We start from the raw sequence: 14,808 nt of genomic DNA on the forward strand, positions 1-14,808 counted from the left end.
CTCAGGTTGAGGCAGGCCGCCGCGCCGCCTCCTGCACCGCCCGGGCCGCATGGCGAGCAGCGTGCTCCCGGGCCCAGGTCAGCACCTCGTGCGCAGGCATGGGCCGTGCAATGCCAAAGCCCTGGGCGCGCTCGCAGCCCAGCTCCAGCAGCTTGGCGCATTGCTCGGCGGTTTCTACGCCCTCGGCCACCACATGCCGGTGGAAGGCGGCGGCCAACGCGACGACGGCGCTCACGAGTGTGAGGTCGTCGCCGTCTTCCAGAATGCCGCGCACGAACGACTGGTCGATCTTGATGGTTTCGGCGGGCAGGCGCTTCAGGTAAGACAGCGAGGAGAAGCCGGTGCCGAAGTCGTCCAGCGCAAAACGCACGCCCAGCGCCTGGCAGCTTTGCATCATGTGGCGCATGTACTGCATGTCTTGCAAGGCTGCAGATTCGAGGATTTCCAGCTCCAGGCGGGTGGGCGACACCTCGGGGCAAGTGTGCAGGATGTCCTTGAGCCGCTCCACAAAATTGGCCCGGTGAAAGTGGGGTGCGGAGATGTTCACGCTCACCTCCCACAGCATGCCGGCGTCTGTCCACTGCCGCATCTGGGCCAGGGCCTGGCGCAGCACCCATTCGCCCACTTCCACCTCCAGCTCGGCATCCTCGATCAGGGGCAGCACATGCTGCGGGCCCAGCAGGCCCTGCTCGGGGTGTTGCCAGCGCAGCAAGGCCTCCAGCCCCAGGATCTCGCCGGTGCGCAGGTTCACCTTGGGCTGGTAGTGCAGCACCAGCTCGCCCGCGTGCAGCGCCTGGGCCACACGGGTCTGGCGGGTGTGCTGGGTCTGCACGGCGTGGTCCAGCTGCACGTCGAACACATGCATCTGGTTGCGGCCGAAGCCCTTGGCCTGGCACATGGCCTGGTCGGCGTGGCGCAGCAGGGTGTCGGGGTTGGCGTCGTCTTGCGGAAACACGGCCACGCCCACACTCACGGTGGTGTGCAGCACGCGGTCGTCGATGGCGTAGGGGGCGGCCAGCTGCTGCATGAGCACGTCCACACGCGCCTCGATGGCGGGCACGTCGGGCAGCTCGCCCAGCAGCAGCACAAACTCATCGCCCCCCATGCGCGCCACGGCGTCCTGTGGCGTGATGAAGGCGCCCAGGCGCCGCGCGGTTTCCTTGAGCAGGCGGTCGCCCACGCGGTTGCCGTGGGCGTCGTTCACGGTCTGGAAATGGTCCAGGTCGAGCATGCACACCGCCAGCAGCAGCCCTTTTTGCCGCGCCACGAAGATGGCATGGGTCAGCCGCTCGGCCAGGGCGGCGCGGTTGTACAACCCGGTGAGCGGATCGTGCCGTGCGTGCCATGAAATCTGGTGGCGCAGGTTGCGGGTTTCGGTCACGTCGCGGAACACCAGCACGCAGCCTGCGGCCGTGCCATCGCCCTGGCGGATTGCTGACGCGGTGTACTCGATGGCGTAGCGTTCGCCTGAGCGGTGGATCAGCACCTCGTGCGTGACCGGCTGCAGGGCGCCGGGCACGGTGTCCCGCTCGGCCGCAGAACTGGCGTTGCGGCTGGCAAGCTCTTCATACAGGCGAAACACGTCGTCCAGCTGCCGCCCCAGCGCCTGGTCGGCGGTGAAGCCGGTCATGAGCTGTGCAGCCTCGTTGATGGTTTCGATGCAGCCCGAGGGGTCGGTGGTGATCACCCCGTCGCCGATGGAGGCAAGCGTGACCTCGGCGCGTTCCTTCTCGGCGCGCAGGGCCTCCTGGGCGCGTTTGCGTTCGGTCACATCCACCAGGGTGCCAATGGTGCCGGCCAGCGTGCCGCGGGTGGTGGTGAATGGGGCCTCGTAGTAGGCCATGTCCCTTGGGGGCTGGTGGTTGGCCGGGTGCACGCGGATCTCGTTGTCCTGCGCCTGGGCGATCTGGGTGGAGCGCTCGGGCGACAGCTCCTGGGGATACGCGGGTGGCGAGGCCTGAGCGCTGCCAGCACCGGCAGGGGCATGAAAAAGTCGCTGCCAGGCACAGTTGACTTCGAGGGTGACACCCTTCGCATCCCGCACGAACACCGGCAGGGGCAGGGCGTCGATCAGCTGGCGTGTGAAGTGAAGTTGTTCGCTTTGCTGCTGCTGGGTTTCGCGCAGCGACAGCACCAGCGACTGGACCTTGCCCGCCATGTCATTGAAGGTGGCCGCCATGGCGCGCGATTCGAGCGTGCCCGTCACCTCCATGCGCGTGTCCAGGCGGCCCTGGCGGAACGCATCGGTGGCTTCTGCCAGGCGGCGCAGCATGCGGGCATTGGCCCGCAGCAGCAGGGTGAGCAGCAGCAGGATGGTGAAAATGTTGAGGGCCGAGATGCGCAACTGCACCACCACCGTGCTCCAGACCTGGCCGACGAGGGGGGCCGCCTGCAGCGTCACCGTCAGGCGCCCGGAGGCCCCGCCGCTGGACAACGCCTGGCTGAACTGCTGCGAGGGCGGTGCAATGTTGACCCATTGGGCAAACCAGTCTGGCGCGGTGGCGGGCAGGCGGGGCGCCCGGGCTTCGGTGGCGGGCTCGTTGTCCACCTGCCATTTCAGCGAATGGATGCCCGGCCCGAAGCTGGCAATCCCTTCGCTGAGCAGCGTGGCCTGGGCCTGGCGGTCCGAGGCGGGCAGGGCCGCCAGTGACGGCAACAGCGCATCGCCCGCACGGCGCAGTTCGGTGGCGGCATGGCGGCGCACCTCGTCGGTTTCTGTGGCCACCAGGTAGTGGTAGCGCACCGTGCTGACCAGCACGATGATCAGCACGATAGGCACATACAGCCGGGGATAGGTGCCCCGCAGGAGCCAGGTGCTGAGATTTCCGGTGCGCATCGACAGTGGCCCTCCCCCCAGGGCCTGATCAAAGTCTCCGGGCAGCGCCAGAACGACATTGAACTGGCTCTCCACCAGGGTAATGAATTGTTAATTAATTGTTGACGAGTCGGAGTCTAGCGCGTAGCGAATCGCATGAGATGGGTTTGGACAGCGCAATCCCGCAGGAGCGGTCACGGCAGGAAGGCTTCTATGTGCGTTGGAGGCGGCGGCGCGCCAGGCGCTGTGGCGCCGCCGCAGGGAGATCACCAATACGCTTTGGGCAGGCCCTTACAGCGACTGCGCCAGCATGTCGCGGTATTCCTCGGGCGTGGCAATGCGCGGGTTGGTCTTGTGGCAGTGGTCGGCCATGGCGCCCTTGATGATGTCGTCGAACAGGGCTTCGGTCACCCCCATGGCCGCCAGGCCCGTGGGCAGGCCCAGGCGGGCGTTCATGTCGCGGATGGCTTCGGGGATGTCGCCCGCGCTGGCCAGGCCCATGGCGTGTGCCATGCGTTCCAGGCGCTTTTCCTTTTGCACCGATTCGGCCGTAGCGTTAAAGCGCACCACGGCGGGCAGGAACATGGCGTTGAGCGTGCCGTGGTGCAGGCGCGGGTTCACGCCGCCCAGGCTGTGGCTGAGCGAGTGCACCGCGCCCAGGCCCTTCTGGAAGGCCATGGCGCCCTGCATGCTGGCGCTCATCATGTGCAGGCGCGCGTCGCGGTCGCTGCCGTTGTTGGTGGCCTGCTCGATGTTCGCCCAGCCGCGTGTGAGGCCATCCAGCGCGATGCCGTCAGCGGGCGGGTTGAACGCGGCGGACATGAAGGTTTCCATGCAGTGTGCAATCGCATCCATGCCCGTAGCGGCAGTGAGCATGGGGGGCAGGCCCAGCGTGAGTTCGGGGTCGCAGATGGCCGTCTTGGGCACCAGGTGCCACGAGTGAAAGCCCAGCTTGCGGTGGTCATCCACGATGATGATGGCGCCTCGCGCTACCTCGCTGCCCGTGCCGCTGGTGGTGGGCACGGCGATCAGCGGTGCGGCGCGCTCGGTGATGCGGGGTGAGCCGCCTTCGATGGTGGCGTAGTGGGTGAGGGGACCTTCGTGCGTGGCGGCAATCGCAATGCCCTTGGCGCAGTCGATGGCCGAGCCACCGCCCACGGCGATCAGGCCATCGCAGCCCTGGGCCTTGTACATTGCAACGGCGGCGCGCACGGCGGCTTCGGTGGGGTTCGACGGCGTCTGGTCAAACACCGCCACGGTCATGCCAGGCAGTGCGTCCAGCGCCTTTTGCAGCACGCCTGCGGCCTTCACGCCAGGGTCTGTCACGATCAGCGGACGTGTGATGCCCACACGCTCGCATTCCTGCTTCAGCAGTTGGACGGCGCCGAATTCAAACTGGATCTGGGTGACGTAGTAGATGAAAGCCATGGTGCAACAGGATGTGTGAATGGGAGTGCCAGCGATTACGATAGCTCGCCAGCCCTGAATACGGGTTCTGAGCCCACTTTATAAGGAGGAGACAGCCTTGAAAACGAAGCAAACCCTGATGGCGGCCCTGGCGGCCGTCGCATCTGTGACAAGCGCCCAGGCCCAGTGCCTCACGGACGCGCAGGCCGCCGACCTGGTGGCCAACTATGTGGCCAAGACCCCGGCCGCCAACCCCGAGAACCTCACTGACGCCGACGGCGCCTGTACACGCGGCAAGGTCAACGCATTGCTGGCACAGCGCATGGGCAAGGTGATTGGCTACAAGGCGGGCCTGACCAACCCCGCTGTGCAAAAGCGCTTCAACACCGACAAACCCGTTTGGGGCAAGCTCTACGAAGGCATGGTGCTGCCCAGTGGCGCCACGGTGGATGCGGCCTTCGGTGCCCGCCCACTGTACGAGGCCGACATGCTGGTGCGCGTGAAAAGCGCCGCCATCAACCAGGCCAAGACCCCCATGGACGTGCTGGATGCCGTGGACCAGATCATCCCGTTCATGGAATTGCCCGACCTGATGGTGCAGGCGCCGCCCAAGCTCAATGGCGCAGGCGTGACGGCCATCAACGTGGGCGCGCGCCTGGGCGTGGCGGGTACACCCATTGCTGTGCCAGCCTATCGCGGCGAGCGTTTTGCCATGCTGAAGGCGCTGGCCGACATGAACGTGTCGCTGACCGATGGCGCGGGCGCGCGCCTGGGCGGTGGCAAGGGCAGCGACATCCTGGAGCATCCGCTCAATGCCGTGGTGTGGCTGGCGGGCGCGTTGGCGCAAGAAGGCCTGGCCATGCAGCCGGGCGATCTGATCAGCCTGGGCTCATTCTCGCCCCTGCTGCCACCCAAGGCCGGTTTGTCGGTGACGGCCACCTACGATGGCCTGCCCGGCGCCGCACCGGTGCGCGTGACCTTCAAGTAAGCCACCGATGAGCGGCCCGCCGCCGTGCGGGCCGTTTTCTTTTCTTGCCGAGACCCCACCCGTTGACCGACCTGCACATCCACCACACCCGTCTCACCCCCCAGATGCGCAGCGTTCTCGAACGCATGGCCCGCGCGGGGCACCCACCGCTGCACACGCGCACGCCGCAGGAGGCACGCATCGCTTACCAGGCGGGCGCGGATGTGCTGGAGGTGCCCAAGGCCGCACTGGCGAGGGTGGAGGACCTGCAGATCCCGGCCCGCGACGGCGCCATGCTGCCCGCACGGCTGTATGCGCCGAGCACCGACGCGGGCCTGCCCATGCTGCTGTACACGCATGGCGGGGGCTTCACCATCGGCAGCGTTGCCACGCACGACATCCTGTGCCGCGAACTGGCACGCTTGGGCCGCTGCATGGTGGTGTCGCTGGACTACCGGTTGGCGCCGGAGCACCGCTTTCCCACGGCCAGCAACGATGCGTGGGATGCGCTGCAGTGGCTGGCTGCCAACGCTGAGCGCCTGGGGGCCGACACCCAGCGGCTGGCCGTGGGCGGCGACAGTGCAGGCGGTACGCTGGCCGCCGTCAACGCCATCCTGGCGCGGGATGCGGGCCTGCCGCTGGCGCTGCAACTGCTGATCTACCCCGGCTGTGCAGCGCACCAGGACACGCCTTCGCACACCACCTTCGCGCGCGGCCTGGTGCTGGAAGAGCCTGCCATCAGCTGGTTCTTCGGCAACTACGTGCAAAGCCGCGCGGAGCGCGAAGACTGGCGCTTTGCCCCGCTGCATGCGCCGGATGTCGATGGTGTGGCCCCCGCCTGGATCGGTCTGGCCGAGTGTGACCCGCTGGTGGACGAAGGCATAGCCTACGCCGACAAGCTGCGCCTGGCAGGCGTGCAAGTGGACCTGGACATCTACCGGGGCGTGACCCACGAATTCATCAAGATGGGCCGCGCCATCCCCGAGGCGCGCAAGGCCCATGCCGACGCAGCCCGGGCGCTGCGATTGGCCTTTGGAATGGAGTGAAGACAACATGCAACGCAACGAATTCCGCTGTTTCCACCGCCTGCGCGTGCGCTGGGCCGAGGTGGACATGCAAAAGATCGTGTTCAACGCGCACTACCTCATGTACATCGACACGGCCATGAGCGACTACTGGCGCGCGCTGGGTTTGCCCTATGAGGCGAGCATGCATGTGCTGGGCGGTGAGATGTATGTGAAGAAGGCCACGGTGGAATACCACGCCTCTGCGCGGCTCGATGACACGCTGGACGTGGGCCTGCGCTGCGCGCGGATCGGCAACTCGTCGTGCCTGTTCACGGCGGGCATTTTCTGTGGCGACCGGTTGCTGATCTCGGCCGAACTGGTCTATGTGTTTGCCGACCCGGCCACGCAGACCTCGCGCCCGGTGCCACCCGCGCTGCGTGCCATCTTCGAGGGCTTTGAGGCCGGTGCCGACATGGCCGAGGTGCGCACGGGCGACTGGAACACGCTGGGCCGCGATGCAGGCCGTGTGCGCACGGAGGTGTTTGTGCACGAGCAGGGCATTCCCGCCGAAATCGAAGCCGATATACACGACATCTCGGCCCGCCATGCCGTGCTCTACAACCGGCTGGGAATGCCCATTGCTGCAGGCCGCTTGCTGCAGCAGTCACCGGGTGTGGGCCGCATCGGCCGCATGGCCGTGGACCGCTCGGTGCGTGGTGCGCAGTGGGGGCGGCAGTTGCTGGATGCGCTGGTCGCCGCCGCCCGCGCCCGGGGCGACACGGAGGTGCAATTGCACGCCCAGCGCAGCGCTGAGGGGTTTTACCGCCGCGCCGGTTTCTCCGTGGTGGGTGAGCCTTACGAAGAGGCTGGCATCGCGCACATTGCGATGGCGCAGCGGCTGTAGTTGATTTTGCTATTAATAAATGAGCTGCTTGCGCTTGATGGATAGGCGCTGGAGCCCATTTTTATTCAAATATCTTCGAGCAGCGCGTAGGGCAGCGGCAGCAGGGCCAACGCTACGCCGTCCGTGGCACCCACCTGCAGGCTGCCTTCCTGCGCGGCGCTGATCTGCAGCGACACGATGGTGTCGAATCCGCCGTTCGGCGCAGAAGCCACCTGCACCACGGTGCCGCAGGGCTGTTCCAGGTCTGCCGTGTTGAACACTTCGGCTCCCACTGCCACTTCGGCTGCCGCATGGGCGATGTAGGCCCGGCGCTTGAGCGTGCCCCGGAACTGGCTGCGCGCCACCACTTCCTGGCCGGGGTAGCAGCCCTTCTTGAAGTTCACGCCACCCACGGATTCATAGTTCAGCATCTGGGGCACAAAGGCCTCGACCACGGGCGTGGTCAGGGTTGCCACGCCGCTCTTCACCTCGCTCCAGAGCCACAGCGCGGCGTCCAGCGCGGGGCCTGCGGGGGCCGGGTCAACGGCCGGGGCCACCCACAGGGCCCGGGGCTGGCCATCGGCGGGGTACAGGTGGACCACCGACGCGGTGCCGATATCGGCCTTGGTCCAGGCGGGTTGGCTGCCGTCGGGCACGGTGTCTCCGGCCAGACCGTACAGGGCAAAGTCGTTGGTGGCGTCGGTCAGCTTGGCCTTGGCGCGCAATACAAACATCGACAGGCGCTTGAGCGTGGAGGGCAGCAGGTCGCGGCTGCACACCAGCAGCACCTCGGTAGCGCTACGCTTGAAGCCGATGAAGCTGGCCTGCATGCGGCCCTTGGCCGACAAAAAGGCTGCGAGGCGGGCCTGGTCCATGCCCAGCAGGGCGAAATCCTGGGTGAGCTGGCCGTGCAGAAACTTGGCGGCGTCTTCGCCTTCCACGCGAATCACGCCCAGGTGGGACAGGGGGGCAATGCCGTTCAGGGGGTAAGTCATCGCTGAATTATGATGCCCTGTTTCATACACACAGACGGCAGGGTTGTGCGACGTTTACTGGCTTTGATCGCGTTGGTTTTGATCGCATCCGGTGGTGCGGCTTTTTGGTGGCTGCACCAGCCGCTGGTGACCGGCAGCGAGCCTCTGGAGTTGGCCATCGAGCCCGGCACCACACCCCGGGGCGTCGCCCGCGATGTGGTGGCTGCTGGCGCGCGCGTGGATGCCCGCATGCTCTACGCCTGGTTCCGCTTCTCGGGGCAGGACCGTGCCATCAAGGCCGGCAACTATGAAATCCCCCCTGGCACCACGCCCCGCAGCCTGCTGCAAAAGCTGGTGCGCGGCGAAGAGAGCCTGCGCGCCATCACCCTGGTCGAGGGCTGGAACTGGCGCCAGGTGCGCCAGGCGCTGGCCAAGGAAGATCAGCTCAAGCGCGACGTTGCCACGCTGACCGACGAAGCGCTGATGGCCCAGCTGGGCCGCCCCGGTGTGCCACCCGAGGGGCGCTTCTTTCCGGACACCTACACCTACGCCAAAGGCTCCAGCGACATCGCTGTGTTGCGCCGGGCGATGCATGCCATGGACCGCCGCCTCGAAGCCGCCTGGGCGCAACGCGCGGCGGACACACCCCTCAAGTCGGCCGAAGAGGCCCTGATTCTGGCCAGCATCGTGGAGAAGGAAACGGGCAGGGCCAGCGACCGGGGCCAGATTGCGGGCGTGTTTGCCAACCGGCTGCGCGTGGGCATGCTGCTGCAGACCGACCCCACGGTGATCTACGGCCTGGGCGAGAAGTTTGATGGAAACCTGCGCCGCCGCGACCTGCAGACGGACACGCCCTGGAACACCTACACCCGCGCGGGCCTGCCGCCCACTCCGATTGCCATGCCCGGCAAGGCGTCGCTGCTGGCCGCCGTGCAGCCGGACGCCACGCGCGCCCTGTACTTTGTGGCCAAGGGCGATGGCGCCAGCCACTTCAGCACGTCGCTGGAGGAGCACAACCGTGCCGTCAACCGCTACCAACGCGGCCAGCAGTAGATTCTTCCACCAAGGTTTTCATGTCACGACCCGGTCTGTTCATCACCTTTGAAGGCATCGACGGTGCGGGTAAGTCCTCGCACATCGAGGGGCTGGCCACTGCCTTTCGGGCACAGGGCCGTGCTGTCACCGTCAGCCGCGAGCCAGGCGGCACGCCGCTGGCCGAGAAGCTGCGTGAGATGGTCCTCAACGACCCGATGGATGCGCTCACCGAGTCGCTGCTGATCTTTGCGGCCCGCCGGGATCACCTGCGCAATGTGATCGAGCCCGCCCTGGCGCGGGGCGACGTGGTGCTGTGCGACCGCTTCACCGATGCCACCTTTGCCTACCAGGGCGCGGGGCGCGGCTTTGATCTTGATGTGCTATCAATATTGGAGCGTCTTGCGCAGACTGGACTTGCGCCAGAGGCAGATTTGATGCGTGAACCCGATCTGACGGTGTGGTTTGACCTGGCGCCGGAAGTGGCTGCAGAACGCCTGGCCGGTGCGCGCGTGCCCGACCGTTTCGAGGCCCAGCCTGTGGAGTTCTTCCGCCGCGTTGCCCAGGGCTATGCCGACCGCGCGGCTGCAGCGCCGCAGCGCTTTGCGCGCCTGGACGCTGCCCAAGACCGCCACCGCGTGTGGCAGCAGCTCACCAGCGTGTTTGTGCGCAAGGGGTGGCTGGCGATCATGGTGGCGTCCCAGCGGGGGGCGCAATGAGCGAGCAAACAGTGGAATTGGCGCCGTGGATTGCCGCGCAGCGCACCAGCCTGCTGGCCCAGCGCGGCCACGCGTGGTTGTTGCAGGGGCCATCGGGCCTGGGCCAGTACGCCTTGGGGTTGGAGCTGGTGCGGGCCTGGCTGTGCGATGCGCCCACAGAGCAGGGCGCGTGCGGCCAATGCAGCAGTTGCCACGCCATCGACGTGCGCACCCACGCCGATCTGTGTGTGCTGATGCCCGAGGTGCAGATGATGGCGCTGGGCTGGCCCTTGTCGGAAAAGGCCCAGGCGGACATCGACGACAAGAAGCGCAAGCCCAGTCGCGAGATCCGCGTGGAAGCGATGCGCGATGCGGTGGAGTTCTCGCAGCGCACCTCGGCGCGCGGCAAAGGCAAGGCGGTGCTGGTGTACCCGGCCGAGCAGATGAACCACATCACGGCCAATGCCTTGCTCAAGACCCTGGAGGAGCCGCCGGGTGACGTGCGCTTTGTACTCGCTAGCGAGGCGGCGCACCAATTGCTGCCCACCATTCGCAGCCGCTGCCTGGGCCACACCATGGTCTGGCCCGCACAGGACCAGATGCTGCAGTGGCTGCAAGGGCAGGGCATCGCTGCGGATGCCGCTGTGTCGTTTTTGCGGGCCACGGGCGGGCGGCCCGACGATGCGTTGGCACTGGCGCGCTCGGGCCGAAGTCCACAAGCCTGGTCGGCCTTGCCGCAGGCGGTGGCCAAGGGCGATGTGACTGCCTTGGGAGACTGGTCGCCCGCGCAGGTGATCGACGCACTGCAAAAACTCTGCCATGACCTGCTGGCGGCCAGCGTAGGCGGCGCGCCGCGCTACTTTGCACCCGCAGAGCTGCCCAAGGCGGTGCCACCGTTGGGTGCTCTGACCCGCTGGTCGCGCGCACTGGCCAAGGCTGCACGCACAGCGGACCATCCTTTCAATGCTGGCCTCATGCTGGAGGCGCTTGTCGCCCAGGCGCGAAACACCCTACACTCCAAGCACTGAGCCGCACCCATCCATCCATGAGCAGTCCATCCACCGCCCCCCGCCCCAGCGTCATGCAGCTGGCCATCAAGGAAAAGGGGGCCCTGTACGCGGCCTACATTCCCTTTTTTGCCGAAGGGGGCATTTTTGTTCCCACCCAGCGGGACTACAAGCTGGGCGATGATGTCTATGTGCTGCTCACGCTGCCGGACGACACGCAGCGCTATCCGGTGGCGGGGCGCGTGGCATGGGTCACGCCAGCACGGGCTGCGGGCAACCGCACCCAGGGCGTGGGCATCCAGTTTCCCAAGGACGAAAAGTCGCGCCAGCTCAAGGCCAAGATCGAGGAGCTGCTGGGCACATCCCTGGGGTCCGACCGGCCCACCCAGACCATCTGAGTTTGGCGCCGCCACCGTGCCGACCTGCGCAGGCTGGTCGGCATTTTTTATGGGCGCCCACGACGAGGGAGCGGATGGCGTATCTTTGCTCCAGAGCGCTGCGCCGCCTTTGACGGCCCGCGTTGCGCCCAAGAAACGACTAATTTGAAACCGCATGTTCACTGATTCGCACTGCCATCTCAATTTTCCGGAACTGGTGAGCCAGCTGCCCGCCATCCGCCAGGCCATGGCCGAGGCACAGGTCACCCGGGCTCTTTGCATCTGCACCACGCTGGAAGAATTCGACGGGGTACATGCCCTGGCCATGGCGCACGACAACTTCTGGAGCACGGTGGGGGTGCACCCCGACAACGAAGGCATTGCCGAGCCAACGGTGCAGGACCTGCTGGACCGTGCTGCCCTGCCGCGCGTAGTGGCCATTGGCGAAACGGGGCTCGACTACTACGGCATGGAAGACCGCAAGGGCGGGCGCAGCATCGCCGATCTGGAGTGGCAGCGCGACCGTTTTCGCAACCACATTCGCGCGGCCCGGGTGTGCGAAAAGCCCTTGGTCATCCATACGCGCAGCGCGTCGGACGACACCCTCGCCATCTTGCGCGAAGAGGGCGAGGACGGCCCCGGAAACCGTGCAGGCGGTGTCTTCCACTGCTTTACCGAATCGATGCAGGTGGCGCGTGCGGCGCTGGATCTGGGCTACTACATTTCCTTCTCGGGCATCGTGACCTTCAAGAGCGCCCAGGAGCTGCGCGACGTAGTGGCCTTTGTGCCGCTGGACCGCACGCTGATTGAAACCGACAGCCCCTATCTGGCGCCCGTGCCGTATCGCGGCAAGACCAACAATCCCTCGTATGTGCCCTATGTGGCCCGGCAGGTTGCCGAGACCAAGGGGCTGACGCTGGAGGAAGTGGCCGACGCCACCAGCCGCAACTTCGACATTCTGTTCAAGGGAGTGACCGCATGATTTGCCATCGCCGCAATGCGCTGGCCACCCTGGCGCTGGGGCTTGCCGCCCCCGGCATCTGGGCCGGAGCCTATGAGGATTTTTTTGTCGCCATCCTGCGTGATGACGATGCTGCCATTGCCGCGCTGTTGCGCAGGGGTTTTGATCCCAATACGCGCGACCCGAAAGGGCAGGTGGGCCTGACCATCGCTTTACAGAATGGGTCGTCCAAAGCGTTTGCAGCCTTGCTGGCATCCAGCCAAGTGAACGTGGAGGCCCGCAATGAGCAGGACGAAAGTCCCTTGATGATGGCGGCCCTCAAGGGCAATCTGGAAGCCGTCAAGGCGCTGCTGGCACGCGATGCGGATGTGAACAAGACAGGCTGGGCGCCCTTGCACTATGCGGCCTCTGCAGGTTCGCGCCAGCATGTAGCCATCATCGCGTTGCTGCTGGAAAACCACGCTTACATCGATGCCACATCACCCAACGGCACCACGCCCCTCATGATGGCGGCGCAATACGGTTCCAACGAGGCCGTTCAGCTGCTGCTGGATGAGGGCGCGGACCCCACGCTCAAGAACCAGCTGGGGCTCACGGCCGCCGACTTTGCCTTGCGGGTGAGTCGTACCGAATCCGCCGACAAAATCGCCGCAGCCATCCGCAAGCGCCAGCCCAACCGGGGCCGGTGGTAGACGTAGCGCTGGGATCGGCCGTTGTCGCGCGCCGGTTAGCGCGCAATAGCACGCAATAGCGTGTTCAGTGCAATGCGGCGGTTTCGCCCGAGGCCGGCCGGGCCTGCAGGCGTGCGTACAGTCCGCCCATCGCCATCAGCTCAGCGTGTGTGCCTTGTTCGGCAATGCGCCCACGCTCCATGACGATGACCCGGTTGGCATGCTCGATGGTGGACAGGCGGTGCGCAATGACCAAGGTGGTACGTCCCTGCATCAGGCGCTGCAGGGCGTCCTGTACCAGCCGTTCGGATTCGGTGTCCAGCGCCGAGGTGGCTTCGTCCAGGATCAGGATGGGGGCGTCCTTGTACAGCGCTCGCGCAATCGCCAGCCGCTGGCGCTGCCCCCCCGACAACTGCGTGGCGTTGTGACCCACCACCGTGTGCATGCCCTGGGGGAGTGCTGCCACGTGTTCGGCCAGGTTGGCGGCCGCCAGGCACGCCTGCACGCGTGCTTCATCCACCGCGTGCCCCAGTGCCACGTTGGCCGCAATGGTGTCGTTGAACATCACCACGTCTTGGCTCACCATGGCGAATTGCGAGCGCAGCGATCCGAGGTCCCACTCTGGCAACGGGGTCTCGTCGACCAGGATTTCACCCGAAGCGGGCGTCACAAACCGTGGCAACAGGTTGACCAGCGTAGTCTTGCCTGCCCCGGAGGGGCCGACCAGGGCGACGATTTCGCCAGGCTCCACGCGCAAGCTGATGTGGTCCAGTGCAGGGGCGTGGTCAGGGCCAAATGACACCGTGACCTGCTTGAGTTCCAGCGCCCCCTGGGCGCGGTCCTTGCGGAACTGGCCGCCCGCTTCGGCTCCGGTGTCTCCCAGCAGTGCCAGCCCCCGCTCCAGGGCGGCAACACCCCGCGTGATCGGGCTGGCGACATCGGCAAGGCGGCGTATGGGCGCAATAAGCATCAGCATGGCCGTGATGAATGACACGAAGCCGCCGACGGTGACATCCTTGGCGTCCACGGTGCCACGGCTCTGCCACAGGGCAATGCAGATCACTACGGAGAGCGCAGCAGCGGCGAGTAGCTGCGTCAGCGGCGTCATGGCTGCGGAGGCGATGGTGGACTTGATCGCCAGGCGTCGCAGGCTCTGACTCAAGGCGGCGAAGCGCCCGGCTTGGCCAGGCTGCGCGCCATGCAGCCGGACCATGCGGTGGGCCAGCACGTTTTCTTCCACCACATAGGCGAGTTCATCGGTGGCCTGCTGGCTGCTTTTGGTCAGGTGGTAAAGGCGCCGGGACAAGGTCTTCATGATCCACGCCACGCCCGGCACGACCACGGCGACGATCAGCGTGAGCTGCCAGTTGAGGTACAGCAGGTACACCAGCAGCGCCACCAGTGTGAATCCGTCGCGCGACACCCCTAGCAGTGCCTGTACGAGCAGGGTTGCGCCGGTTTGCACCTCGTACACCACGGTGTTGGACAGCGTGCTGGCCGACTGACGCGAGAACAGGCCCATCTCGGCAGCCAGCACCCTGTCAAACAGCGACTGGCGCAGCGTCAGCATGCCTTCGTTGGCAATGCGTGCCAGTGCGTACTGGCCGACGAACTGGGCAACGCCCCGCACAAAAAACACGCCCAGGATGGCCAGTGGCACCATCCACAGCTGGAGGGTGCCTTGCGTGAAGCCCCGGTCCAGCAGGGGCTGCAGCAATGCGGGAATCAGCGGCTCGGTGATCGCGCCGACGAGGGTGGCAACAACGGCAAGGCTCCAGGTCATTCGCTGGTTGCCAAAGTAGACAGACAGTCGGCGCAGGCGTGTGGCCAGGCTTGCAGCGGGCGGGGAGGGAGTGTGGGGAGGCGCGGCGCCCGTATCTGTGGCTTGCATGTGGCCCGGATTCTACGGTTGTGGGCGGTCAAGGTGCCGGTGAGATATTTCTGCGCAGCAGGTTGTGGACTGCAAGAAATCGGTGCGAATAGGTTTGGAGGTCGCACGTTTTGTCACA

13 protein-coding genes are annotated in these 14,808 nt (G+C 66.2%); 9 read left to right on the top strand and 4 right to left on the bottom strand.

Annotated elements, in window-relative coordinates; genetic code table 11:
- Window position 1: 1 nt before the first annotated feature.
- Both C8C93_RS05495 and C8C93_RS05500 read right to left on the bottom strand, forming a co-directional pair.
- The gene (locus tag C8C93_RS05495) at window positions 2–2,836 is read right to left on the bottom strand and encodes an EAL domain-containing protein (RefSeq protein WP_121506170.1); all 2,835 of its coding nucleotides are present in this window, start codon (window positions 2,834–2,836) and stop codon (window positions 2–4) included.
- Between the two features lie 270 nt (window positions 2,837–3,106).
- A complete protein-coding gene (locus C8C93_RS05500; protein ID WP_121506171.1) occupies window positions 3,107–4,243 on the bottom strand; it encodes an iron-containing alcohol dehydrogenase in 1,137 nt (378 codons plus the stop codon).
- Window positions 4,244–4,340: 97 nt separating this feature from the next.
- Between C8C93_RS05500 and C8C93_RS05505 the strand changes: the two genes are divergently transcribed.
- The 3 genes from C8C93_RS05505 to C8C93_RS05515 all read left to right on the top strand — a co-directional run bounded on the left by C8C93_RS05505 (window position 4,341) and on the right by C8C93_RS05515 (window position 7,100).
- Window positions 4,341–5,210 carry a 2-keto-4-pentenoate hydratase gene (locus tag C8C93_RS05505; protein WP_121506172.1) on the top strand — a complete coding sequence of 290 codons (870 nt, stop codon included), beginning with the start codon at window positions 4,341–4,343 and terminating at the stop codon, window positions 5,208–5,210.
- A 104-nt stretch (window positions 5,211–5,314) separates the two neighbouring features.
- The gene (locus C8C93_RS05510) at window positions 5,315–6,235 is read left to right on the top strand and encodes an alpha/beta hydrolase (RefSeq protein ID WP_233559575.1); all 921 of its coding nucleotides are present in this window, start codon (window positions 5,315–5,317) and stop codon (window positions 6,233–6,235) included.
- 7 nt (window positions 6,236–6,242) lie between these two features.
- Entirely contained in the window at window positions 6,243–7,100 is an 858-nt protein-coding gene (locus C8C93_RS05515) for a YbgC/FadM family acyl-CoA thioesterase (protein ID WP_121506174.1), read from the top strand.
- Between the two features lie 65 nt (window positions 7,101–7,165).
- On the opposite strand, the gene C8C93_RS05520 is transcribed toward C8C93_RS05515, so the two are convergent.
- Window positions 7,166–8,074: a folate-binding protein YgfZ gene (locus C8C93_RS05520; RefSeq protein WP_121506175.1), complete on the bottom strand. Its 909-nt coding sequence runs from the start codon at window positions 8,072–8,074 to the stop codon at window positions 7,166–7,168.
- 45 nt (window positions 8,075–8,119) lie between these two features.
- Between C8C93_RS05520 and mltG the strand changes: the two genes are divergently transcribed.
- The 6 genes from mltG to C8C93_RS05550 all read left to right on the top strand — a co-directional run bounded on the left by mltG (window position 8,120) and on the right by C8C93_RS05550 (window position 12,820).
- Window positions 8,120–9,106 (top strand): endolytic transglycosylase MltG, encoded by a 987-nt coding sequence (gene mltG / locus C8C93_RS05525; RefSeq protein WP_370108275.1) that lies wholly within the window; start codon window positions 8,120–8,122, stop codon window positions 9,104–9,106.
- A 20-nt stretch (window positions 9,107–9,126) separates the two neighbouring features.
- Window positions 9,127–9,804 (top strand): dTMP kinase, encoded by a 678-nt coding sequence (tmk, locus tag C8C93_RS05530; protein ID WP_121506176.1) that lies wholly within the window; start codon window positions 9,127–9,129, stop codon window positions 9,802–9,804.
- Window positions 9,801–10,811 (top strand): DNA polymerase III subunit delta', encoded by a 1,011-nt coding sequence (locus tag C8C93_RS05535; protein WP_121506177.1) that lies wholly within the window; start codon window positions 9,801–9,803, stop codon window positions 10,809–10,811. Before tmk ends, C8C93_RS05535 begins: the two co-directional genes overlap by 4 nt.
- A gap of 17 nt (window positions 10,812–10,828) precedes the next feature.
- The gene (locus C8C93_RS05540) at window positions 10,829–11,188 is read left to right on the top strand and encodes a PilZ domain-containing protein (RefSeq protein ID WP_010465538.1); all 360 of its coding nucleotides are present in this window, start codon (window positions 10,829–10,831) and stop codon (window positions 11,186–11,188) included.
- Between the two features lie 154 nt (window positions 11,189–11,342).
- Window positions 11,343–12,149 (top strand): TatD family hydrolase, encoded by an 807-nt coding sequence (locus C8C93_RS05545; protein ID WP_121506178.1) that lies wholly within the window; start codon window positions 11,343–11,345, stop codon window positions 12,147–12,149.
- The gene (locus C8C93_RS05550; protein WP_199726986.1) at window positions 12,146–12,820 is read left to right on the top strand and encodes an ankyrin repeat domain-containing protein; all 675 of its coding nucleotides are present in this window, start codon (window positions 12,146–12,148) and stop codon (window positions 12,818–12,820) included. Before C8C93_RS05545 ends, C8C93_RS05550 begins: the two co-directional genes overlap by 4 nt.
- Before the next feature lie 64 nt (window positions 12,821–12,884).
- Here C8C93_RS05550 and msbA read toward each other — a convergent pair whose 3' ends face one another.
- A complete protein-coding gene (gene msbA, locus C8C93_RS05555) occupies window positions 12,885–14,690 on the bottom strand; it encodes a lipid A export permease/ATP-binding protein MsbA (protein WP_121506179.1) in 1,806 nt (601 codons plus the stop codon).
- Window positions 14,691–14,808: the final 118 nt, after the last annotated feature.

Source organism: Acidovorax sp. 93 (genome assembly GCF_003633835.1).
GTDB lineage: Bacteria > Pseudomonadota > Gammaproteobacteria > Burkholderiales > Burkholderiaceae_C > Acidovorax > Acidovorax facilis.

Bases quoted from the DNA above. Each gene is read 5' to 3' on its own strand.
- C8C93_RS05495 (WP_121506170.1), bottom strand. From the start codon at position 2,836: ATGCGCACCGGAAATCTCAGCACCTGGCTCCTGCGGGGCACCTATCCC.
- C8C93_RS05500 (WP_121506171.1), bottom strand. From the start codon at position 4,243: ATGGCTTTCATCTACTACGTCACCCAGATCCAGTTTGAATTCGGCGCC.
- C8C93_RS05510 (WP_233559575.1), top strand. From the start codon at position 5,315: ATGCGCAGCGTTCTCGAACGCATGGCCCGCGCGGGGCACCCACCGCTG.
- C8C93_RS05515 (WP_121506174.1), top strand. From the start codon at position 6,243: ATGCAACGCAACGAATTCCGCTGTTTCCACCGCCTGCGCGTGCGCTGG.
- C8C93_RS05520 (WP_121506175.1), bottom strand. From the start codon at position 8,074: ATGACTTACCCCCTGAACGGCATTGCCCCCCTGTCCCACCTGGGCGTG.
- tmk (WP_121506176.1), top strand. From the start codon at position 9,127: ATGTCACGACCCGGTCTGTTCATCACCTTTGAAGGCATCGACGGTGCG.
- C8C93_RS05535 (WP_121506177.1), top strand. From the start codon at position 9,801: ATGAGCGAGCAAACAGTGGAATTGGCGCCGTGGATTGCCGCGCAGCGC.
- C8C93_RS05540 (WP_010465538.1), top strand. From the start codon at position 10,829: ATGAGCAGTCCATCCACCGCCCCCCGCCCCAGCGTCATGCAGCTGGCC.
- C8C93_RS05545 (WP_121506178.1), top strand. From the start codon at position 11,343: ATGTTCACTGATTCGCACTGCCATCTCAATTTTCCGGAACTGGTGAGC.
- C8C93_RS05550 (WP_199726986.1), top strand. From the start codon at position 12,146: ATGATTTGCCATCGCCGCAATGCGCTGGCCACCCTGGCGCTGGGGCTT.
- msbA (WP_121506179.1), bottom strand. From the start codon at position 14,690: ATGCAAGCCACAGATACGGGCGCCGCGCCTCCCCACACTCCCTCCCCG.